Annotated in this window: 24 protein-coding genes and 1 riboswitch; of the genes, 2 read left to right on the top strand and 22 right to left on the bottom strand. The window is 43.8% G+C overall.

Annotation, left to right across the window (positions count from 1 at the left end; genetic code table 11):
- From thiS to ABEW32_RS17730, 4 genes are all read right to left on the bottom strand, one after another.
- Entirely contained in the window at positions 1-204 is a 204-nt protein-coding gene (thiS, locus tag ABEW32_RS17745; RefSeq protein WP_430189947.1) for a sulfur carrier protein ThiS, read from the bottom strand.
- Positions 201-1,355: a glycine oxidase ThiO gene (thiO, locus tag ABEW32_RS17740; protein WP_430189945.1), complete on the bottom strand. Its 1,155-nt coding sequence runs from the start codon at positions 1,353-1,355 to the stop codon at positions 201-203. The genes thiS and thiO overlap by 4 nt, the downstream gene beginning before the upstream one ends.
- Before the next feature lie 45 nt (positions 1,356-1,400).
- Positions 1,401-2,006 carry a thiamine phosphate synthase gene (locus ABEW32_RS17735; RefSeq protein ID WP_430189943.1) on the bottom strand — a complete coding sequence of 202 codons (606 nt, stop codon included), beginning with the start codon at positions 2,004-2,006 and terminating at the stop codon, positions 1,401-1,403.
- A gap of 324 nt (positions 2,007-2,330) precedes the next feature.
- Positions 2,331-2,439, bottom strand: a riboswitch (TPP riboswitch).
- An 85-nt stretch (positions 2,440-2,524) separates the two neighbouring features.
- Positions 2,525-4,078: an ABC-F family ATP-binding cassette domain-containing protein gene (locus tag ABEW32_RS17730; protein ID WP_430189939.1), complete on the bottom strand. Its 1,554-nt coding sequence runs from the start codon at positions 4,076-4,078 to the stop codon at positions 2,525-2,527.
- Positions 4,079-4,628: 550 nt separating this feature from the next.
- Between ABEW32_RS17730 and ABEW32_RS17725 the strand changes: the two genes are divergently transcribed.
- Complete coding sequence (locus ABEW32_RS17725; protein ID WP_430190442.1) at positions 4,629-5,072, top strand: ferritin-like domain-containing protein; 444 nt, start codon at positions 4,629-4,631, stop codon at positions 5,070-5,072.
- Between the two features lie 20 nt (positions 5,073-5,092).
- Here ABEW32_RS17725 and ABEW32_RS17720 read toward each other — a convergent pair whose 3' ends face one another.
- Positions 5,093-5,803, bottom strand: coding sequence for a DUF421 domain-containing protein (locus tag ABEW32_RS17720; RefSeq protein WP_430189937.1), 711 nt, complete (start codon positions 5,801-5,803; stop codon positions 5,093-5,095).
- A gap of 371 nt (positions 5,804-6,174) precedes the next feature.
- The gene (locus tag ABEW32_RS17715; protein ID WP_430189934.1) at positions 6,175-6,603 is read right to left on the bottom strand and encodes a MarR family winged helix-turn-helix transcriptional regulator; all 429 of its coding nucleotides are present in this window, start codon (positions 6,601-6,603) and stop codon (positions 6,175-6,177) included.
- A 156-nt stretch (positions 6,604-6,759) separates the two neighbouring features.
- On the opposite strand from ABEW32_RS17715, the gene ABEW32_RS17710 reads away from it, so the two are divergent.
- Entirely contained in the window at positions 6,760-8,070 is a 1,311-nt protein-coding gene (locus ABEW32_RS17710; protein WP_430189931.1) for an amidohydrolase family protein, read from the top strand.
- A 278-nt stretch (positions 8,071-8,348) separates the two neighbouring features.
- Here ABEW32_RS17710 and ABEW32_RS17705 read toward each other — a convergent pair whose 3' ends face one another.
- The 16 genes from ABEW32_RS17705 to ABEW32_RS17630 form a co-directional block, all read right to left on the bottom strand.
- Complete coding sequence (locus ABEW32_RS17705; protein ID WP_430189928.1) at positions 8,349-9,338, bottom strand: hypothetical protein; 990 nt, start codon at positions 9,336-9,338, stop codon at positions 8,349-8,351.
- Positions 9,325-9,879: a hypothetical protein gene (locus tag ABEW32_RS17700; protein ID WP_430189925.1), complete on the bottom strand. Its 555-nt coding sequence runs from the start codon at positions 9,877-9,879 to the stop codon at positions 9,325-9,327. Before ABEW32_RS17700 ends, ABEW32_RS17705 begins: the two co-directional genes overlap by 14 nt.
- 1 nt (position 9,880) lies before the next feature.
- Entirely contained in the window at positions 9,881-10,276 is a 396-nt protein-coding gene (locus tag ABEW32_RS17695; RefSeq protein WP_430189923.1) for a hypothetical protein, read from the bottom strand.
- A 39-nt stretch (positions 10,277-10,315) separates the two neighbouring features.
- A complete protein-coding gene (locus ABEW32_RS17690) occupies positions 10,316-10,795 on the bottom strand; it encodes a hypothetical protein (protein ID WP_016821930.1) in 480 nt (159 codons plus the stop codon).
- Positions 10,796-10,844: 49 nt separating this feature from the next.
- On the bottom strand, positions 10,845-12,929 hold the full coding sequence (locus ABEW32_RS17685) for a hypothetical protein (RefSeq protein ID WP_430189920.1): 2,085 nt from the start codon (positions 12,927-12,929) through the stop codon (positions 10,845-10,847).
- Complete coding sequence (locus tag ABEW32_RS17680; protein WP_430189918.1) at positions 12,919-14,754, bottom strand: ATPase, T2SS/T4P/T4SS family; 1,836 nt, start codon at positions 14,752-14,754, stop codon at positions 12,919-12,921. Before ABEW32_RS17680 ends, ABEW32_RS17685 begins: the two co-directional genes overlap by 11 nt.
- Complete coding sequence (locus ABEW32_RS17675) at positions 14,754-15,611, bottom strand: hypothetical protein (protein WP_430189915.1); 858 nt, start codon at positions 15,609-15,611, stop codon at positions 14,754-14,756. Before ABEW32_RS17675 ends, ABEW32_RS17680 begins: the two co-directional genes overlap by 1 nt.
- Positions 15,608-16,321, bottom strand: a complete 714-nt coding sequence (locus tag ABEW32_RS17670) for a hypothetical protein (protein ID WP_430189913.1) — start codon at positions 16,319-16,321, stop codon at positions 15,608-15,610. Before ABEW32_RS17670 ends, ABEW32_RS17675 begins: the two co-directional genes overlap by 4 nt.
- A 22-nt stretch (positions 16,322-16,343) precedes the next feature.
- Complete coding sequence (locus tag ABEW32_RS17665) at positions 16,344-17,321, bottom strand: SAF domain-containing protein (protein WP_430189910.1); 978 nt, start codon at positions 17,319-17,321, stop codon at positions 16,344-16,346.
- Positions 17,322-17,364: 43 nt separating this feature from the next.
- Positions 17,365-18,858 carry a serine/threonine protein kinase gene (locus ABEW32_RS17660; RefSeq protein WP_430190438.1) on the bottom strand — a complete coding sequence of 498 codons (1,494 nt, stop codon included), beginning with the start codon at positions 18,856-18,858 and terminating at the stop codon, positions 17,365-17,367.
- 179 nt (positions 18,859-19,037) lie between these two features.
- Entirely contained in the window at positions 19,038-20,096 is a 1,059-nt protein-coding gene (locus tag ABEW32_RS17655; RefSeq protein WP_430189908.1) for a 23S rRNA (cytidine(2498)-2'-O)-methyltransferase RlmM, read from the bottom strand.
- A 22-nt stretch (positions 20,097-20,118) separates the two neighbouring features.
- Positions 20,119-20,892 carry an ABC transporter ATP-binding protein gene (locus tag ABEW32_RS17650; RefSeq protein WP_430189905.1) on the bottom strand — a complete coding sequence of 258 codons (774 nt, stop codon included), beginning with the start codon at positions 20,890-20,892 and terminating at the stop codon, positions 20,119-20,121.
- Entirely contained in the window at positions 20,889-21,203 is a 315-nt protein-coding gene (locus tag ABEW32_RS17645; RefSeq protein WP_430189902.1) for a thioredoxin family protein, read from the bottom strand. The genes ABEW32_RS17650 and ABEW32_RS17645 overlap by 4 nt, the downstream gene beginning before the upstream one ends.
- A complete protein-coding gene (locus ABEW32_RS17640; protein WP_430189899.1) occupies positions 21,200-21,538 on the bottom strand; it encodes a cyclic-phosphate processing receiver domain-containing protein in 339 nt (112 codons plus the stop codon). Before ABEW32_RS17640 ends, ABEW32_RS17645 begins: the two co-directional genes overlap by 4 nt.
- 71 nt (positions 21,539-21,609) lie before the next feature.
- Positions 21,610-22,458: a deoxyribonuclease IV gene (locus ABEW32_RS17635; RefSeq protein WP_430189896.1), complete on the bottom strand. Its 849-nt coding sequence runs from the start codon at positions 22,456-22,458 to the stop codon at positions 21,610-21,612.
- The gene (locus ABEW32_RS17630; protein WP_430189893.1) at positions 22,448-23,266 is read right to left on the bottom strand and encodes an Fpg/Nei family DNA glycosylase; all 819 of its coding nucleotides are present in this window, start codon (positions 23,264-23,266) and stop codon (positions 22,448-22,450) included. The genes ABEW32_RS17635 and ABEW32_RS17630 overlap by 11 nt, the downstream gene beginning before the upstream one ends.
- Positions 23,267-23,315 lie beyond the last annotated feature (49 nt).

The following is a 23,315-nucleotide window of genomic DNA, read 5'->3' as shown; positions in this document are numbered from 1 at the left end:
TCAACCGCCTCCTACAAAATGTACAATTTCCAGGCAATCTCCATCCTTCAGTACCGCTTCATGATGATCTTCACAGGTCAATATATGTCGATTCAGCTCTACTACTACAGTTTTCACCTTTAAATCAAGTTCATGGAGTAACTGGTCCACACAAGTGATTCGATTAGAAATGATCATGCTCTGTCCGTTAATGGTCAGCTTCATAAGCTTTCCTCCTTGAGGAGTTCAGAAGAAAATTTGCTTATTCCAAGTCCAGCCGCATCAGACCCTTTAAGCAATGCTGCCATCGCTCGCCCAGTCGCATCACTAAGCAGGACACCGTTGCGATAATGCCCGACCGCAGCATAAACGCCCTTTACTCCAGGAACAGGGCCTATGAAAGGGCGTTCTGCTGCTGCCTGGGGACGCAAGCCCGCCCAGGCACGTATAAAAGAAGCTTCATGCACACGCGGCAACCAGGCAGATGCACGTTTCAGTAGCCCCTCTATACCTCCTACAGTCACCTTTTTGTCATATTGATGCGGAAGACTTGTGGCCCCAATCCAAAGCTCGTTATTCTGTTTAGGTACGAGGTAAACATCGTCGGCATAAATGGTATAATCCAACGGATAATCCTTCAAGGAGACGGCTACCGCTTCGCCCTTGACCGGATAAAGCGGATAATCAAACCCAATCTGCTCCAGCAATTTCAGGCTATCCAAGCCTGCGGCAATCACGACCTGATCGCAGGAAAAAAATCCACTATTCGTTCGTACACCGCAAACTCGGCCTTCCTGTATGACCAATTCCTCAGCTTGAGTTCCAGTCCATATTGTTGCTCCCAGTACCGCAGCTGCTCCTGCGTAAGCACGGCAAAGCTGGACAGGGGCCACTTGCGTCTCCTTTGATCGGTAGATAGCCCCAATTACTTGATCCGTCAAGCCCGGAATCCGTCGGGCCACTTCCCTGACATCCCACCAAATGGGACAATCATCTTCTCGCATCTTAGCAGCATTCCAGCGTTTTTGGCCCTCTGCTTCTGAACGAAAAGGGGTCACGAAGCCTTCGGTATGAAACTCCACTGAAATACCTGATAACCGCTCCAAATCACAGACAAGTTCAGGGAATGCATCCCGACTTGAGCGAGCAAATCGTGCCAGCTCAAGGTCTGTGAACTCTTCACTTTCCGCTGCCAGCATTCCCACCGCTGCTCCTGATGCTCCCTCACCGGGAATCCATCGTTCCAGCAGGATTGTACTTCGTCCCTCCTTGGCCACATGATAAGCAGTGGAACTGCCGATCACGCCTCCACCTATGACCAAGCATTCAGCGTGTGCTATCGCTTTGGTCTCTGTATGTGTATGTGTCTCTGACATTTGCTCCCTGTCTCCTCTCCGGTGATTATTCCACTTTCTTTAGTTTCATTTTCTTGGTACAGATTCGTAAACTACAAGATCCACCATTCGTCTATATTCCATCGCTGCTGCTACGGGTGACTCAGCTTCCCATATACCAGACATCACCGCAATTCCGCTTGCTCCAGCATGATAAAGCTCTGGAATATGGCGGGGTTGTATGCCGCCGAGCGCTATCACCGGAATGTCCGACAATCTACATATGCGTTCAAGCTCTGCTATACCCCGCGGTGCAAGACCAGCCTTACAATGGGTCTCATATACATGACCAAATAGTACATAATCCGCTCCTGCCTGCTGGGCAGTCTGTACCTCCTCCAAGGAATGTACAGACACTCCACAGCGTGTGCCCTCTGAAAGTAGGCTTTTGGCATCTGCCACAGATAACCCATTAGCTGGTAGCTGGACAGTTCCTGCCAAGGTAAGTAAAGCTACATCCACACGGTCATTTACTACAATTTTCTGCAAAGGAACTTCCTGCTCGATCATACTTCGAGTCAATGAAAGCAAAGCAGAGGCACCCTTTTGTTTCAAACGTACATGTAAATGATGAATATAAGGACAAATAGCGGCGGCCACTTGAGGCACATTCACACAAGTGACACTTTCCATCGTAATTACGTGGATTTCGATTTCATTTTCACCTCACTTGGACTAAAAAATATGAACAAATGTTAAAAAAATCGATTTAGCTAAACTTATATTGTTCCAGCTCCATATTGGGGGATACCATATGAAGCTAGCCACATGTGCCAGCAATAATGAAAGGAGATCATATGTAAATTCGCCTACGGGAGCTTGAATAATTGAGAACGAAACGCAAAAAACCACTTCCCAAAGGAAGTGGTTTGACGAACGTTCAAAATTATACGGACTATATATCCGTAAACATATATCGTTCCCCGCGCAAACAAAAGTAAATAAACAGCTACCTTGTTTGTACGGTGCTCACTTCCCTACGCTGGCATAACCCAGATCAGGTACAAAGGGTCCGAAATCCATTTATTCCGTCTCAGCCGCATGGGCGGCTCCCCTAGTGTGACTATTCTATTGTTTCAGCTAAAGATAGCTTAGCATATTTTCCTAATTCTGCAAACCCCACGTCATGTGAAATATGTCAGAATTGGATTTTATTTGACTTTACTAGACCACTCTTCCACATTCCACGTTTTGGTTACCCAATCCTCGTAAAAGTCTGGTTCGTGAGATACAAGCAGCACAGTCCCTTTGTATTCCTTCAAAGCTCGTTTCAGTTCATCCTTTGCTTTGACATCCAAGTGGTTGGTAGGCTCATCAAACAGTACCCAGTTGCTTTCACGCATTAACAGTTTGCAAAGGCGGACTTTAGCCTGCTCTCCACCGCTAAGCGCAGATAAAGGTCGCGTGATATGCTCATTCTTCAAACCGCAGCGCGCCAAATGCGCACGTACTTCATGCTGATTCAAATGGGGGAATTCATTCCACACATCGTCAATCGGTGTAATTTTACCAGCCTTTACTTCCTGCTCAAAATAAGCGGGCTGCAAGAAATCCCCTTGATAGGTTTTCCCGCTAATTGGGGATATTTTCCCTAGAATGGTTTTGAGCAACGTAGACTTACCAACACCGTTGCAGCCGACAATTGCAATTTTTTCACCACGTTCGATCGTCATAGACATTTTAGGCAGAAGGGCATGTGTGTAGCCAATTTCAAAATCAATCCCCTCAAAAACCGTTTTCCCGCTCGCACGGGCTTCTTTGAACTGAAAGGTTGGCTTTGCAGCTTCCTCAGGCTTATCAATACGTTCGATCCGATCAAGCTGCTTTTCACGGCTTTTTGCTCGGCCTGAGGTAGAGGCGCGCGCTTTATTACGCTGAATAAAATCTTCCTGTTTCTTAATATATTCCTGCTGCTTCTCATATGCATCAATATGCTGAGCTTTATTCAGATCCGCCATCTCAAGAAACTTTTCATAGTTAGCTGAATAACGAGTCATTTTAGCAAATTCAAGATGATAGATGACATTAACGACCTGGTTCATAAATTCAGTATCATGTGAAATTAGAATAAAAGCATAAGGATAGTCCTTCAAATATCGCGTCAGCCATTCAATATGCTCCACATCCAAATAGTTGGTAGGCTCATCCAGCAGCAGTACATTCGGCTTTTCCAACAGCAATTTAGCAAGCAGCACCTTAGTCCGTTGTCCACCACTAAGTGCAGCTACATCCCGATCCAGTCCGATGGCGGAGAGACCTAATCCATTGGCCATTTCTTCAACCTTCACATCAATGAGGTAAAAATCCCCCATATCCAGTTGCTCTTGAATTTCTCCCATCTGTTCCAGCAGGACTTCCAACTCTTCAGGAGAAGCCTCTCCCATTTTGTCCGTAATCTGCATCATTTCCTTTTCCAGCTCCAACAAAGGAAGAAAAGCATCTTTTAGTACATCACGTACTGTTTTACCTGGTGTCAGCTTGGTGTGCTGATCCAGATAACCGTAACGCACACGTGGAGTCCATTCCACTTTACCTTCATCTTTAAGCAATTTTCCAGTCAGAATGTTCATAAGTGTCGATTTACCAACACCATTAGCCCCAACCAGTCCTACACGTTCCCCCGCAAGCAATCGAAAGGAAACATTTTTAAATAATGCACGGTCCCCAAAGTTGTGTGATACATTTTCTACAGTCAATAAACTCATAAGCTGTTTTTGGCTCCTTATTGTCATCGGCGCTGCCGACTGTTCTTATATAATACATTTCGTTTCTTTCAAAGCTTTATTGTAGCACATCTGGCAACCTTATCGGAATATTGAAAACAGCGAATTTAAAGGTTTTTTATATGGATTGGCCTAAAAAGAAAACTAGCTAATGTTTGTCAAGAGGTACCTCGTCTATTTCTCAGTAGCTTATAGCTTGCGTACCCGATCACCTCGAAACAAGCAGTTTGAGTATTAATTGATTATCTGGAAGCAATAGATGCAGCACCCTCAACTATGACACAAATCGCAATTGATTTTTTAAAAATGAATTCTTCCCCGGTGTTAGCTATTATCAGTATAATCAACCCAGTATGTTTGTAAGTCAAATCGTCGCCAGCATTACTTCACAATAAAAAGGCGACTAGTGTGGAACATCCATTTTTCTGATGTGGGAACCATCATGGGCAGATGTGCATATACTTTCTAAAAACTAACATTGGGAGGAATAAACTTGTATCAAGTGCCTTCTTACTGGGGAAATTCATATTATATGCGGGCCGATTTTGTACCGATCTGGAACACAGACTTTTCAAAAGCAGTACAAATGATAAAGGAAGCGGTACAAGGGGAACGTAACGATGAGTTGTTCTACAGTGAATTGATTAATTTGGCTCCCTCACAAGAGCAGGTGGCTATTATTGAAAGCATCCGTAACGATGAGCGCGCCCATAATAAAATGTTCAGAGACATGTACCGGGCTTTGACAGGACAGGAGATTACGGGCATCAGTAATGAGAAATATGAGAAGGTGCACTCCTATGTCGAAGGTCTGCAGCGCGCCTTAATGGGAGAACTGGGTGCAGTAGAACGATACCGCAACATCTGGTTTGGATTACCCACTGGTATCTATAAGGACACGGTGTACGGTATCATCTTGGATGAGCTTAAGCACGCTGCCAAATACAATTATCTGATTACATTGAATCTCAAGTAGCTATTTTCTGAAAATCAATACTATTCCATATCAATTGGATGCTGAATATTATCCTTATATTCATCCACATAAAGTTGGCCGTTGCTGCCTTTAACGGCGTAGAATACATCCTCTAACTTTTTGCCGCGTGCTTTGAGTTGGGAGTTCATCCAGGATTCAGAAATATGGTTGGAGTTTAAATTACCATGCAAAAGCTGTCCGTCGATTACAAGCTCAATTGGGAACTGTGGGACATTGCCTGCATTCAACTGTAGGTCTTTTAATGTCACGGCTTGCAGTTCCTTTTTCTTTTGGGCAGACAGTTTTCCGTTAATCTCAAGTAGAGCGTACTCCACTTCTTCTATATTAAAAATATCTTTCTCGCGAAGCTGCTGGTTTAAAGAATCCAATGTCATATTATTTTTTTTCAAGTTATCTTCGAGAATGCGCCCTCCTTCGATGAGAACGGTGGGAGTTCCTTCTGTCCACATCTTAAAGCTTCTGAATTTCAAAAAAACCTTGGCTAAAACATAAGAAGTAACTGTAAAAACGGACAGGGCTATTAATAGGTGGATAACTTCTATTTTTTCGTTAAATGCAAAGTTAGCCGCCATCGCTCCTAATATAACTGCCGTTACGAATTCATGAAAGTTCATATTGGAAAGGGTTTGCTTCCCTAATATTCTCCCAATTATCATTAGGATAAAGAATGCTGAAAAACTTCTGATTAAAATAATGAGATGGTCATTCATGCAAAAGCCTCCTTGTTTAAAAATTGCAGATAATTAGTATATATACTCCCCCCTTCACTAGAGTAATATACCTATGGAATTAATGCTAAATGTTTTGGAACTGTTAACTGCTAATCCTATCAAAACAACCCTGTTGTCAGCAGAAAATAAAGTTTTAGACTGATCCAATAAAAGAAACAGCGGCAGTCTAAGACTTGATAAATAAAGTCTTAGACTGCCGCTGTTGTCATTCATTCAACTATCTTCTTCCGATAGCGTAATCATTCATTGTAGCCACTATTGAACCTTTAATCTCCGCTTATTGGACAATATTACATAGCCTAATGAAATAGAGAAATCCAGGCGACCTTCAATGCAGATCCCAATCGCAATTATAAGCGTTCATTAATTCTGATCAACAATCCCTTCAAGGTTTGCTTCTCCTCTTCAGTAAGGACTTGAACGATTTCTTCCTCCACCTTTTGAAAAGAGTCATTAAAGTCTTCAATCAATTCAATGGCCTTTGGTAAAACATAAATATTTTTTTGCCGTTCATTATTGGCTGGGATTTTACGCTCGATAAATCCTCTTTGCTCAAGACCTTGAAGCATACTTGTAATGCTAGCCCCACGCAGATGAAACCGATCAGCAAGATCCCTCTGAATCAATCCGGTTTCTTGATTCTCGTAGATATAGCAAAGTATTTTTCCTTGTTGAGCGTTTAATCCTAGTTCTTTTATGCTACCGTCCGCTTTTTTCTTTAACTTAAGGCCAATAACCTGAAACAAATCCAGATAAGGCGTATACTTGCGAGGCTTCATGATCGTACCTCCTCATATTGTTAGAAAACTAACTGTAAGTAAATAAACTATACAGATATATAGCTTTCGTGTCAAAGGAATATTAGTTTGTTGACAGTTAGATGTCTAACAGTTATACTCCGAATTGTTTACGGCAAACACTTGGGAGGAATTCAAATGGAGAAGGTAGCTCAAAATGCTGCGTTAGAACAAGTTACAGCAATTACAAATGTACGTATCTTTGATGGAGATCAAATTATTACCCCCAGATATGTTGTCCTTAAAGGGGAGTTCATTATTTCAGTCGGTGGAGACATTCCTGCCGATGCAACGATTATCGATGGAGAAAATGCGACTCTCATGCCTGGTCTGATTGATGCACATGTCCATACCTCAATTGGAGGATTACGAGATGCCTTAAAATTTGGCGTTACAACAGAACTCGAAATGAACGGCGATTTTACTAAAAGAGGGCGCGAAATTCAGTTAAAAAATGTGAATGACATCGCAGACGTCCGTTCTGCTGGCATGGCGATCACCGCTCCGGGCGGACACCCAGATGAATTAATCCCAGATGAAGATGAAATACCGGAATTCGTATTAAAGGAGCTAGAGAAGTTATCGAAGGAAGACCAGGAAGCGATGTTGGCTGCATACGCTCACGATCACGAAGAAATACCACAAGTGACGACGGTAAAAGAGGCGATTAAACATGTGCATACTCAAGTGGAAAATGGAGCCGACTATATTAAGATCATGATTGAAGAAGGAACAGTCATGGGTGCACCTGGCTTACCTGTACTAAACGACGAGATTCTAAAAACAGCTGTGACAGAAGCCCACAAGTTCGATAAGTTGGTCATCGCCCACGTCTTGACGGCTCGTTCATCGCAAGAAGCCATCAATTTTGGAGTCGACGGTTTGGGCCACTTGTTTATCGACAGACCCGGGTACACATCCGAGTTAGTGAAATCCATAGCGAGTTCAGGCGCTTTTGTTATACCGTGCTTGGTGTTGAATTCATCTATCATTGGAAATACGGCATTGGAATTGGCGAATGATCCGCGTGTTCATTCCAAATTAAGCCCGGACTGGATCGATATCTTGAACTCCAGTTTCAATACGTTTCCACAAGGCAATATGGAGGACAGCTTTAAGAATGTGATGGACCTACACCGTGCCGGAGTTGATATTCTAGTAGGAACGGATGTCGCTCCGGTTCCCATTCCAAATCTTGGCGGTCTCGCTCATGGAGCCAGCGTCCATCATGAAATGCAATTGCTGGTGAAGGCCGGGTTCACTCCGATAGAAGCGCTTCAGTCGGCTACCTCGAAACCAGCCCGTTGCTTTGGTCTTATCGATCGCGGCCGTATTTCCGAGGGTGCGCGCGCTGACCTTATACTAGTAAACGGTGATCCGATAACCAACATCTCGGATGCCTTGTCCATTAAAGCCGTATGGTTCAAAGGTGTACAGAAACTAAACTAATCATTTTACTCTCATAATAATATGTTATATGTAATGAAAACATTTTTGTGGTAGGGCACTCTATTTCGAGGAATGCCCTGCTATTCGTTTCTGTAATTAAACTCCTTCCCTGCTCGTTACTTCAATGAAATCCTCAGCCGTTCATAGCCAACTGCCGTCGATTCATGATTGACTAAAATTTTTCGTTAGCTTAATCGTACGTTGCCAGTCTAATACTTTATTTCATTGAACACCCGCCAAAAACCCTGAAGGCAAGCATGTAGATATTTCAGAGTGGGCTATTTTATGCCATTATCATATGGATATTCGAAATATCCCGCAGCTGCAGCAGATTGTTCATCTGTAAAACGTTCAACTGCTTTGAAGGGAACTGGACATGAAGCTCTATAAAAATATTTTATTCCAGTATCCGGTTCTTCACCACCGATAATAGGCTGCTTTCTGACGACTCTCCCACCACCAAACCCATAGTTATTGTAATACCTATCTCCAACTGGAATGCCTTGGATAAATGCAATCATACCCACATCATCTATCGTGTTATACCACTCCTCTTGTGGAATGAGCGGTAGCGTGAACGTATAGGAAATGCCGTTACGCGCTGTTTTATCGTTGTGGATATTAATCAGTCGAACCAAGTCCTCCTGAACACTGCGAACGATGGTAGAACGGCGTATTTGCTCAAATGTCTTTGAATCATTCAGTAACGAAATGGGGGTCTGGCCCTCAAGCTCCTTCTGAAAACCCTCCACCCATCTGTGATTCTGCACATCATAGGCATGTAGATAATGATCCAGAGTAAATCCTACACTATTGCCTGTGGAATCAACATAGGCATAGGGCTTTTTTTCGCTCCACTTGTGGTCTATAATCGCTTGTCCATGCATATCTTTGTAGGTTGCTGAAGCGAATGTATAATAACCATCATAATCTAGAACCACTATAACAGGTATGTAATCCAATAATGCACGCTGTGCGGCTGTATCCCCATCAATGTCCATATTAAGGTATAGAGTGTGCAGGAACGTGGTCAGCGCTTCCTCTTTATCTACACGAAAAAACTTATCTGACCCATATCCGGCCTCGCGTTCCTGGCGTTCATTCTGTGAGAGCACCACACCTGCATCCTGAACTGCGGTACGGAGAGCAGATGTATATTTCATTTCTAACCGCTGCACTTCTCGCTGATTCTGGACTCGTAAATCGCTAACCACACCAAAAGGTAAAAAAATCAGTATAAATATAACTGCAAAATCAGTAATCTTCATTTAAAACCATGCCCCCGTAAGAAGCTTCAACTGCTGGCTTACCATTATCTATTCCACCCAGAAGCCATGATTTGTACAAATCCGCAGGAGTCCGATTCGTATTATGTAGTCGCACTGTAAAATAATCACCGGCCATCAAGGTATAACGACGTGTCTGTTCCGACTTAGGCTGGGGATGATCAGGAAACAATACAGGTAAGATTTGCGGGTTATAGTAACCATCGTATACAACTTCATAACTACCCAAAAAGCTGTCTGGATTCACTGCGTCTGCGTAGTTTGGTACATATTTTTTGTGCATATGCTCCAAGTTAACTTCGTACGTATTGCCTGTTAGCTCCAGGTCATGCATAAAATCGTTATACATCGTCGGTGTAATGTAGCCTTTGGTTCTTACCATATCAACAAAATGTACAGTCGAATGATATGTATTTAACCCGGATATATCATCCTGCCGTTCAGCAGCTTGAGCTGCGGGTACGATATACAAAAGCAATACAGCGAGTAGCGCCCCCAACAGCTTGGATATTGTTTGAACCACTTCAATCCTCCCCCAATTTCTCAAAACGTACAGATGTTATGTCTCCGTTCCCATTACGCTGTGGGTATATGGCATACATTGAGGAAGCATCCAGGGTAGCTACATCAGGCTCAAATGGTTCAGAGTACACATCGTATTTTGAACCGTCAACTTGAACCGGAATCCCCTCCTGCAAGTTCATACGAATGGTCTGGATGATTTGTGTTCCTTTAATCCGTTGCGGCGTTTCCACCCCTATAGTTCGGAATAGCCGTCCCTCAGATTGCTCCTCCTGCTGCGACCTTAATTCCAATGTACTACCCAGTTGACTAGACAAGTTTGCTGTCATTACACATGCGGTTATGAATAGAATAACTGACACACCAAGCCGCAGCATACTTGAAGCGTGATCAGACATACTTACATCTCCCTTATGACTATTATCATTGCTGTACTATTAAGACTGGGTAAACAGCAACCCACGTACCACGTTCGATTTGTCTTTCACGATTTCAGCTTTGAATTTCCCGCTTGGATTTACGTATTCATTCTCTTTCTCATTCAGTGTATTCGCAATTTTTCCCGTCTTATCACTGCCGCCATTCACGGCGCCATACTGCTCACTGTCTGGACTAATATTCAGAGCATTTCCGTACCACTGTCCTGACATATTTTTGCCAGTTTTAATTTGAATACCAAACTGGTCCTTTCCCTGAAACTTTCGCAGCGCATTGGTTACCTGGGAGCCGCTAATCGTTGTTCCGTCGTATACCGTAAAAGAGGCTTGTGACAATTCGGTCTGGATATCAGCGAAATTGTTTTGTGCCGTTTTGGTGGCCTCCTGTGCTGAGATAAATAGTATGACTACAATCGTAATTAGAGCGATGGTTAAAAATATCCCAGCGGCTACCTTTAATGCTGTTGATGCATTATTCATTTTTTTCTCTCCTCAACTTGTAATATTGGATTTACATCAAAAAACCTACTTACTGGATCTTTTGTATTTGCTCATAATAGCTATCCATTTGAACAAAGCTCATACCGATCAACGGAATCACCAAATATAAAAAGATAAGCCCATACATCGGTGCAAAACCAATCATTCTTCCCCAGATCGCCTTACTGTCTATTATTTTTTCGTACTCCTGTTTTCTTTGTTCAAAATAGTAGGACATATGGGATTCCAAATCATCAAATGCCTCTCTTATCGTAATTTTTCCCAAAGACAAATGGAGCTTGTCCACCAAACGTTGGAATTCCGGCAAAGGTGCTTCTTCTTTCAACAAATCGAGAGCTGACTCTGGCCCATGTTCATAATGAAGCAGACACTTTTGCAAAGGCCTTTTGAAGATAACTGAGAATCTGTTCAGCCACTCCAGTATTTCCTCGACAGACATTCGTTCCATAACCCGTAAAATGGAAATAACCGTTTGAAACTGATACACCTCATGCCTCATATCCAGACGACGCATTTTCCTTTGCAAATATAATAAAAGCATGGGCATTTGATAGGCTACATACCCAGCAACTATACTGATCAATACTTCCCACCACTTGATATACTCATCATTCCAATCTTTCAGCTTTTGGAGGATTCGATGAGTATTCCTGGATAGCTGCTCTGGAGTAGCTGTGCCATTAGCATAATGTTCTAAAACAGCGTACGTTCGCTCGTATGTGCTGTCCGCTTTCATGTTTAACATTTGCATGATTTTGCGGTCAATCTCACTCTGCTTCAAAGCTTCCTTTTCCTCTGTTGGACTTAAACGTCCAAACATTTGCCCCGATTGTACTGGCGCGTGAAGGATATGCGTCTTTTCAGCTCCATGTAAAACAAATATAGTACTGATACTGAGCCCTAAACCTAAGATAAAAAGAGCAATTCTGCGTATGTAGAGCCACTCGAGCTTTACCTCCGCACCACTTTCCTTTAATAGCCGAGTTATCTGAAAATAAGATGACATATGCTGCCGTGGAATTAAAGAATCCACCATATTACGAAGGATAGGCATGCGGTATAGCTTCTGCTCCCACACTCTCCGCCCTTTACCTGCACGATATCCTGTCTCGTCGGACTGTTGCAGTTTTTGTAGCAGAAAATAGGATAAGATGATAACAATATAAACAGTCAATTTCGTGATATAACCTAATTTCCCCAGATAAAACTCTTCCATGGATGGAAAGCTGGATCTCGCCCATCTCTCAATTGGAGTAGTAAAGAAAACGGGTGCCAGTGCGATCAGGTTTAAACTTTTTAGCAGATAGTCCAGTTTATTTCTCCGCAGCAACTCCAACTGAATTTCACGTGCAAGACTGCTTATCCCCTTTAAATAAATGGAACCACCTTCTTCAATCCGATCACCAAACTCCATTACCATATACGAGATACCAGTAAAGGCTTTTAAAAACCGATTTGGAGCCGATTCATAATATCTTTCGAGTGCCTCGTGCGGATCAGCATCTGTCAGCGCCTCATGGATGAGTCGTGCATGTCTTCCAGCCTCTGCCCCTGCTAAATCGGCCGCTTCGGATATGGCTTCTTCCACCATACCGTGCTGATGATAGTGATGACGTACATTGGCAAACAATTCGATCATTTGTGCCAGCAGCCTTTTTTCCATTCGGCTAGTGGCCACATCGATAATGAGACTGTTGATTACCACTCCGCATAAAACGGCCAGTATAGCAAACTCTATTCCTGGTTTCATCATCAACAGCACAACGCTGCTGCAAGCAAAAGCACCCCAGATGAACAGTATCATCTTCATAGTCTGTAGACGAAGCTTATACTCATCATATGCATGCTGACCAGCTAGTCGCTTACGTACACTCGTGATGTATCCAGATGTGATAGGGACTTTCATGCATAGCGTGTACAATTTGTGCATTAGAGTTTGCAGTTCTCGTGAAAGTACCGCTTTTCCCTTCCGCCCTTCCTGTACAGAATGAATTCTACCTCCGCGTACTGCAAAGCTTTTATGCTTGTGAAACCAATACAAAGCTATATATAGAACAGTAAATCCCCCACCTGATATAAGCAAAACCCACAATAAAATTTCTTTAAGACTCATAGTCTTCCTCCCAGTAACGGGTCAAAAAGCTGCGGAAATCTGCAGCATCCTTTGCATTCATCTGTTCACACATTTCTTCTACACTTTTAGATGTTAAGGGCTCCATTGGTACATAGCCTCCATTTCGATATTCCATAACATGGCGATAGCTATAGCTTGATGAAGCATTGAGATCTACATCCGTATGCCCTAAATTACGCGGCACACATTCTGTAATCCGTTCAATATAACGCCGTCCTTCCGCATCACGCTTGAGATGCACATCAAAATTAATGACATGTACCACCTGTTCTTCGGCAATGCCTTCATGCTGAAACACTCCGGTTTTGAGCAGTGAATTACGAAGTGAAAATACAAGATCACGAAATGTTTTAGCATGGTGAGTAAAAATAGTGAACAGACTAGCAACCTGCGACATTTGAATCATCCAAGCAGCTACTTCATCACTCGCTACTTCGCCTAGAATATTGACGGTCCCATCTGTTTTTTTCTGCAAGTCGAGACCTTGTTGACCTGAAATATGATCTGTTTCTCGAAAGGTAAGAATATTACGGCGACTATAAATACTACGTAAATGCAGCTCAAAGGCCATTTCCTGAACGCGAAGCGTATACGAAGCGTAAATATGCTTGACCATCGCCATCAGCAATGTCGTTTTACCTGAACCCTGTGCACCTGTAATTGCAGTTATACGACTGCCTTTCATTAAATAGGAAAGCAGTTGGATTGGAAAATTAGCGTTTTGTCCCCTAATTAACTGTTCCAGTGATGTACTTTGAATATCAAATTTACGGACAAAGAAGGCCCAAGATTCAGAGAAAGGAGGACGCACTACTACTACCCGTGATCCATCCTTCATTTCGTTGACCTTATAACCATTCGCTTCAGAAAGCTGTCCCGGGTAATTGTATTTGTAAATATTTTGACATACCCTTTTAAGCTCACGCTCCGACCCAAAGGAAAGGAATGAAAGGTGAATAGTTTTACCCTTATAGAAAATCCATACGCTCTCATATCCATTCGTCGTAGGCGCAGAGCTTTGTTCAAACATATACCTATCCGAAGACCAATGTAGAGATGAAGAAATTCCACCATCCGGTATGCCACTAACGCCTCCACTTACACCGTCGATTCTCTGATCACGGATATCATCAATGACAGAAAATCCTTTGTAATGCTGATAAATTCGCTGCACAATAATATCCACTTTCTCCATAAAGGAAAGGGGACGGTATTCACAGTCATAGATATAGCGGACATCCTCTGTCGTTACGAAATAACTTCCATCCTCCTCCCCTTGCTGTGAATACCTCATTTCGGCTAGGTCATAAGTATCCAATAAACGTGATAATGCATTCGCACCAAACTTCTGCTGGTATTGGTAAAAAATAATTTCGAATTGATCCTGGGTGCTAAACAACTCAGGTCTGGAGAACGGCATAATAGTATCAATGATTTTCTCGTTTAAACCATAACCGTTAATCAGAAGCTCACTCATCAGGTTTTTAACAAAACGTTTATCTCCACTGCTGCCATTGGCACAGTCTTTTAACGCCCTTCGTAGTTCCGCTCTTTGATGGATACGCCGCCTATACTCCTCTTCATGTAATCCGGCATCCGCCATCTGGCTATGACTTAGTTCATGAAGCGCATTTTTGATATACTCTATCAATGTTTCGAATGTGGCATCCTCGCTCTTTGGTTCTACCCGGAGAGCTAGATGTTGCGAGTGAAGATTCCCACGATACTTAATAATAATCAGTACGATGCACAACAGCACAATGCAGGTAATGATCAATCCGTTAATCACATGAGCAGACAGCATTAAGCGCCCCTCTCCAAAGCCTTAAGTCGAAGATCGGACTCTGCCGCCTCCAAAATAGCTTTGCTAATCTGCTGTACACTCTGCGCCCAACCTACAGATATAAAAAGCTTACGTTGCTGCGCTTTTCCACTCCGCACCTCGCGCTGCACATGGCCAATCACATCCCTGCGGTTCCATGCATCCATGAATTCGGTGCTGTAAGGAACTGTATGCAAAGTACCCTTGTAGCCATATCTCCTGCGGATATTCGCTTCATTTGCTTGTGAATGCACATCATATTTTCCAAGCACAATTAATAAGGGTAATGACGAATATGTAGACAACGGAGACACAGATTCAAAATAAGCATCCAACTCACGCATGTTCTGAGTGAGCGAAAGAACGGCCAGCTTGGCTTGAGCACACGCTTCATGCTGCACAGCCCCCCAGCCTACTCCACTCCCTGCATCAATCAGCGTTAAATCATAATATTGATTCGCTGTATCGATTACCCTCCTTACAAGATCAGGGGAAAGTAACGGCGATGTAGCTCCAAAACCGGAGGTTCCCTCAAGTACATCCAAAGTGTGTTCCAGTACAGGTGTTGTATAGTTACGAATATTTTCTCTAGATAGCGTCCCTCTCAGGATTAAACGTGAAACAGCATCCCAGCCCCCTTCATGAATCTGTAGACTTGGATCGTCCATACCATACTCCTGTATAGGAAATCCTGATTCAATACCCGTATGCCTACGACCCAAATGAGTCAGCAATAGTCTTCCTCTATATAAATTACCTAGGGTAATTGCTGTTGCTGCTGCTAATGAGCTACTTCCACTCGCCCCCTTAATGGGGCTCCAAAACAAAATGGTGCTCATGCTCTCCTCCTTTCAGCACGCTTTAGCGCACGTCGACTCTCTTTTATCTCCCAACTCATCCATTCTCCAACGCAACGGCACAACTCCCTCTTATACCTTCTGGATAGAGGTTTGAGCAGAAGCTGTTTTTTATGCTCATTTTCCAGCTTTAAAGCAAGCTGCCCTTCATCCCATGGCAGTACATACGGCTCTTGCTCCCATAAGGCAGGGAAGCGATTCATATATTCCCACAAATACGCCTCCTCCACAGCGCAATCCACTGCCTGTATAAATAGCTTATGAAATACTAGGTCTTTCGGAAATCCAGGTTGGTCAAACAAATGCTCAAGCCAATTCTGTCCGTTGTGCATAAGCATACGGCTATAATCACTGACCCAAACTCGCAGTTCTGCCCTTTTCCAAGTAGAAATTGGACAAAAATCAGGCAACTCTACATCCAAAATAACAATGTCATAAGTCTGTTCTGTATTTGGACCAGCCATCATACCGATATGCAGATCTTCCCATGCTGTAAATCCAATCGCCACGTCAAATCCGCAAAACTGCGTAATGGGTAGTGGTTTATCAAGCATCCCTACGCTATAGCGATACCGTCCCTGCCGTGTAGCGTCTACAATCAGTACCTGTTGGCCGGAAGCTGCCAATACGCTGCTGATGTATAATAAGGTATCGCTTTTGTCACAAAGACCGGCAAATATCCATGTTTTCATACTACCGTTCCTTTTCTCTCATTTATTTGGCATACGGATCAGAGCTACCGCCCTGTGTTAGAATTTTCGTTTGTTCTTTGTGGTCCTGTTCTTCACTCCCTGTGTCATCAATCCCGCTTGTTACGTCCTCAATAGTTGCACCTGCATGCTGAGCTGCAATCTCCTCACTTAGACTTCTTTCCACAGGTGTTGATATCACATTGTTTGATGAACTAATTGCATTTTCTAGAGAATCTCGTAGTTGCTTAGACAGCTTTTGTTCAGCAACACGTACTAAATTCGGATCACTATTCATTAACGCTAGCACCTGTGAATTAGGAGGATAGGTCGGGATTGCCTTGGGTTGAAATTGGGGGTCTACATATGTCAGAGCATAGATGGATGCTTTATGCAGATAGGCATCTACAATAGCACTCGAAAGCGAGAGTATTTCCTGCTCGTTCATAGTGACCCATGCGATTGAACCTTCTAGCCGGGAAATCTTTTTTTTGGATAATAGGATGTAATCCTGACCAGTTGGAAATTGAATACGGATATCTACCTCTTCCCCTGGCTTTAAGCTGCTGGGCAGTACCACCACTTTTAACTCACGGTTGCGTAGATCCTTAGGTGTAGGTTCCTCAGCAGTAATCATAGCCGATGTAAGCACAGCTCCTTTTTTAAGTTCTATCTTGGCTGTTGTGCCAGAAACTTCACTTTTATTGGCCAATAAATTGGACGGAGCTTGAGAACCAGGGACCTTAATTCCCTTAAGATCATTAGATGTAATCTGCTCGCCTGGTGAAATGTCACGAACAACCGCCCAGCCTGCTTTCGCGGTCCGTTGCTCTTGTTCATACAGTTTCCATTTTTGCTCTGCCTTCATTTCTGCCTGTTTCCTGATCTCACTCATTTGATGGGTATTTACTATAAGGTAGCCTGCAAAAATAATGCCTACAATTCCTGCCCCAATACAACCTGCGTATAATTTTTGCTTGCTGCTTTTTCTTAGCTTGGACACACAGCTTCTCCCCCACCTCTATTTGATATATGCCTTTGTCTATTTAGTGCTGCCGTTTAAGGAATCCGAAACGTTTTTTCCGGGTTTCTGTAATAACTCCACGAAAAAGCTTGTCCAATACCTGGTCCATTTCATCCTCACGCTCGAAGGGGTCTGAGTGGAACGGCAACGCAAATACTTTATCGTGATCTAGCTCCTTACGCAGCCTGTAGACAGCCTCCGAGGACGCCAATGGCAAGCAGTAATTCCATTTGTGTTGCGGATGGCGCTGAAGAGATCGGGCTAGGCCCGTTATATCCTGAACTTTCCATTCGGCACCTGAGCCAACAACTAGCGGATAATCAGCTCTCAAAAATTCTTCCAGTCGTTCATTGTCTTGTCCACTCCCCAAGTCCAGCACGATAAACCTGTAGGAGCCGCCCAGCAAAGAAATGACATCCGCACGAGATGTTTGCCGCCAATAATGGACTCCATCGACTTCAAAACGCCGACTTGAACTCGCTTGGCCAGCAGGCATTCCTTCCACAACTTCTTGAAGTCGGGCAAATGCCTTAGCTGTACTATGCAGTTCAACCAAAGCTACAGAGCGTGCCCTTCGGGCCAAATAGTGACTCACCGCAATTGCCGTGTGCGTAGCACCGGAGCCAGAGGACACGCCCAGCACAGCCACTACCCTTGTACCTGCATAATCCATTGAAGCGTTACTAACTGATTTTCCTGGTTGGGCAGACTGAAAATCAGCACTACGCCGTAGTTCTTTAATGACCTCCTCAGCAGACTGAAACCGTTCCTGAGGATGATGCCGCAGTAGCTTTCGAATTATTGGTATCAAGTGTCGAGGTATTTCCCCGCGAATATACCCTTCAACTCCTGCTGTCCACTCGCTATATTTACCACCCGTACATAGATACAATAGCAATGCCCCCAGACTGTACAGATCCGAGCGAGCATCCGTCTGTCCTGTTCCATATTGCTCTGGGGCAGCAAAGCCCACTGTGCCCAGCTTTATCGTATCCTGATCCAACTCAGCCTTATAACTCCTTGCTATCCCAAAATCGATCAGCTTAAATTCCATTTCTGGTGTCAGCATAATATTCGCCGGTTTAAGATCCCGATAGATGACTGGCAATTGACGTGTATGCAAATAATCAAGTACATCCAGTACCTGCAAAGCGAAAGGGATGATTTGCTCCTGTGGAATACAGCCTTGGTATCCCCTCATGTATGCTTCCAGTGTAATTCCTTCGATGTAGTCCATAACCAGATATACCGCAACAGATGAAGGATGTTCAAAAAAATCAACAATTCTCGGCAAACGTGGATGGCTTAGCGAAATCAACGTTTCGGCTTCCTTCCGTACAATCTTCATTACTTTGGGATCGGCAACCGACTCCTTCACTGCCCAATGTTTACCCGGCAGCTTTAAATCTTCGGCCATGAACACGCGGCTCATCCCCCCCGAACCCAACGTGCGAATAATTCGGTAACGCTCACCAACAATTGACCCAAACTCTAATTGTGATGGCTGGTTCACTATTCTTTTACCTCCCTTCTATAAGCAGACAACGCAAAAAAGGAAAAGCTACCGCTAAATAAATTTTCATGATGTCATGAAAACAATTTTCGCGGGATGCTTTCCCTCGATTTAACACAATTATTTTTTTAAAGGAACAATTTGGATCTATTATATAGCACACCTGTATCTATTGTAAAGTATTATTTTCCATACTTGATCATATACAGGGTAATCTCATCTCGGTTATGGAAAAGCTGCTTTGCTCGCTGAATCTGCATGCCCGACTCCTCGAATGAAGCAATCACATCGTGAATGAGCGCCAAGGGCTTTTTATGCATTAGCTTGACTGTTACGATAGCAGTACCACCACTCCGCAAACTATATAGTAAATCAGTAACAAGCCTTGCCATCTGTTTCGGACTCCAGCTCATATCACAAACCAGCAGATCGAATGAATTCTCTTTAAATTTAACTTCGCTTGCATTTTTACGCAAAAATGTAAGATTCGCGTACTTCATCAGCGATGGCTCCATTTTGGCCGGATCAACCGCTGTAACTTTCAGTCCCCGCTCAAGCAAGAAGGAAGTCCATCCGCCCGGAGCTGCCCCAATATCCAATCCCTGATGAAAAGTGCTAAAATCAATGCCGAACGTAGCTTCTGCTTCCAATAGCTTGAATTTGGCACGAGAGATCTGTCCGTCTTCCTTCTGAAAACGAACTGCACCTCCGCTCCAATCCGATAGGTTGTCCTGGGGATGTGATACACCTGCGTACCACGTATCCGTATCTGCAAAAACGGACACAATAACATCGGCGCCTTGTACTACTAACTCCATAGGTAGATCACTTAATTGTTCACTCAAAGCCAGCTTGAGCGCACCTGCGCTTTCAGCCCAACTACTATTAGATCCTTTGCGTACTTGTAACGAAACACGTTGATCTATCAATTCCCTGCGGTTACGGATAAAAGCAACCAGGCGCTCTTGCACTTGAAGCAGATCCGTTCCTTCTTCCTGAAAATGAACCGGAAACAAGTGACGCAGAAACATCGGTGGCTGACCTGTGATCATCCTCACTGCCTCAATTTCTTGCGCGGGTAATGTTGCTAGGAACATTTCACCAGGTAGAAGCATCGTGCTTTTCACAGAGCCAAATAATCTTCTAAGCTCCTCCTGAGCATAAGGTGCAAAACCATGGTTAGCCGTACAAACAAATCTCGATGTCGACAAAGTGGACTCACTCTGTTCATCTGTTTTCATGTATAGTTCCTCCAAAATAACGTTACCCTCCAGTGCACACTCGAATCCAGGGACGTTCTCCATCCCATTCCAGCTCAACTGGAACTTCATAAGTGTGCATAATCAATTCTTTCGTTAAAACTTCTTTTTTCGAACCAGCAGCTGCAACCTTGCCATCCCGAATCAACGCAACATGTGTAAAGAGGGGGACAATCTCCTCAATGTGATGTGTTACATAGACCACTGATAAGTCCCGCTTACGAAGCCGATCAATCTCGACCAACATTTTTTCCCGTTCAAATAAATCTAACCCAGCACAAGGCTCATCCATAATCAGCAGACGAGGTTCAGCCATCAGCGAGCGGGCCAGCATTACCTTTTTACGTTCTCCTTGCGACAAGGTGCCCAGCGGGTGATGAATCAGATCGCCTAAATTCATACCTTCCAGCAGAGATACGGCTTTTTCTTTTGCCTCCGTCGGAATCTCCTGATAAAAACGCAAAAAAGCATACGCACCTGTAGCCACTACTTCCCAAACAGGATCTTTTAGCGCCAGCTTTTCAAGTAACGTCTGACTAATGTATCCGATCTGCTTGCGAACTTCCCGCACATCACATTGACCATACGTTTGCCCAAGCACCTCAATCGTACCACGACTTGGAAACATATACCCTGTCATCATTTCCAACAATGTTGTTTTGCCGGAACCATTTCGACCCAGAATAGCCCAATGTTCACCTTCTCGTATTTCTAGGCTTACATCGTCCAAGATACGTCTTTCTTCGCGCTGTAATGTAATGTTTTTCATGGATATCATTCCATCACGCTCCTTATCCTGCTTAGCAAATGTTCTACAGATTCCATTTTGTAGATGATTTCAGGATTTTTATTTTTACCATCATATATAAGAAGCGCGGGGACGCTCGAAATGCGGTACTCCTGCACCAGTTCAGGAATATAGTTAATATTAATCTGCATCACTGCTCCTTCGGGGAGCAAATGCTCTGCTACCTCCAGCATTCTACGGGCAGCCGCGCATGTTCCGCACATGGGAGTGTATACAAACAGCGCCAGCTTGCATCCCTCCCATATGGCACGACACGCCTCCTTTTGACCGATCTCTTTCATCGCTTAGACTCGCCTTGAATCTCTCGCATGCGCACCTCAGGAACGGGTCCGTTATGCACAGTGACTCCCTCCGGCTTATTCGCATATAGCAGTTCATACATAGCTCGCCGCCCCTGCGGACTGGAGGAATGCAAGTAAATTTCACGTGGATATAATTGCTTACTAACAATAGCAGCAGCTACATCCTTTCCCGTCGGTTGACCTGGCCCCAAATCATAATCCAACGAGAGGATCGAAATAGGGTACTCATGAAGCAGAAGCAGACACTCATCCGCGTCCCTTGCTAGCTTAAAACCTGGAGGACAAGGTCGATAATCGTCCATAAACAAATTCATCAGCTTCTCCTCCTTCTTCCCAAAAAAGTAAGCTTACATAAGCCTTTTAGTACAATTATCAACTGAATAATTTACTGCCAGCTTTGAATCATTTGAATATCCTCCTGATGTGTCCCATCAGGCCCCGCCTCACTCTCCAAAACAACGGGAATACCTCTTACAGCTTCTTGTTCTGTTATCCAGCGCATGCCTTCAGTACCAATGTAACCTTGCCCCACGCGCGCATGTCTGTCTTTTTTAGAGCCGTACGGGTATTTGGAATCGTTCAAATGAACTCCGCAAAGTGCTGACCAATAGCCGAGATGATCCCCTTTTTCAATCAAAGCTTCGTCAATTCCACCGTTCCACAAACCTGCTGCAAACGCATGACAAGTATCCAGGCAAAATCCGATGCTGCCAGGTTCTCGACACAATTGACGAATTTGGACCATTTCCTCGAGCGTGGTTCCCATAGGACCGTGATCCCCAGCTTGATTTTCAATTAATATCTTAGCATTTCCCTGCCAGCCTTCCAGCACATCATTAAGGCAGTTAATAATGTTATGATAGCCCTCCAGCGGGTCAGTCGAATGCAAATGCCCAAAATGAACAACAATACCCTTCGATCCACAAGCCTCAGCAATATCCAGATCATTGCGTAATGAAGCAACCATCAGTTCATAAAGTTCCTGACCACGTTCGCGACTATGAGCTGGATTAACCGGATATGGCGTATGAGCAATGGATTGAAGCTGGTGCTCTAAGCAGTAAGCTTTGCAAGCAGCAGCATCTTTAGAGCTCCATTCCTTCAGCCTGAGACTACGGGGATTTTTCGGAAAATATTGAAATGAACGTCCTCCCTGCTCTCGTGCACGTATAGCAGCTTTGGAAAATCCACCACGCGTGCTCACATGGGAGCCGATGAGCAATTTAGGCATCATGCTGCTGCACCGGGCAATAAAATGCTTTTTTTCCCGCCAGCTCGACTCTTACAATTTTCCCACCGCTTGGAGATTCTTCTCCTTCACGGTCATACACTCGACACTGCTGATCAAAGCCACCTGTTAGCGTGTCTCCCTCCATTAGAGGCATTTCTATATAGCCACCCTCCGCAGTAGCTTCACGAAGTACGGATTGAGTAGCATGATATAGCTTCTCCACTTTTTCTGGGGATTGCACAATATTTTGTACCTTGGAGCCCGGTGTAAATCCGGCGATATAAGCAATTTCATCCGAATAGCAATTGCCAATCCCCGAAAAGATCTGTTGATTCACCAATGTTGTTTTCAAAATCCCGCGTCTTCCTTTTAAACGTGCAGTAAAATTCTCCAATGTCATACGGCGATCTAACGGATCAGGTCCCAGGTCTGACAAAGCCTCGTCTGTTTCTTTAGCCGTCAGCAAGTGCAGATAACCTAAACGCAATCCGATAAAATAAAGCTTCACTCCGCTAAAATCTAATTCGATCTGAACCGTACGGTCTGGACGCTGCTCCTCTGTTCCCAGATACAACAGTCCTCCCAACATCAGATGAAGCACAAGCCGTTTGCCCGTATTTAAGTGAAAAATCAAATGCTTGCCACGACGCTCCAAATATACAACGGTCGCACCCAGCAATTGGTTTTTAAAAGTTTCCACTTCAGTATTAATAGACTTTTCACGGCTTACCGTTACTCCAGTAATTGGGATGTCCAAAATTTGTTTTGACAATAAGATTCTGTAGTTTTCCATTTCAGGAAGTTCCGGCATATCAACATCTTTCCTTTCGTAGCTACATAGCTTTGAATTCTCATGTATT

The organism is Paenibacillus jamilae, from assembly GCF_050482105.1.
Taxonomy (GTDB): Bacteria; Bacillota; Bacilli; order Paenibacillales; family Paenibacillaceae; genus Paenibacillus; species Paenibacillus jamilae_B.
Note: the sequence above shows the minus strand (reverse complement) of the source record. Positions and strands in the feature narration are given on the sequence as shown.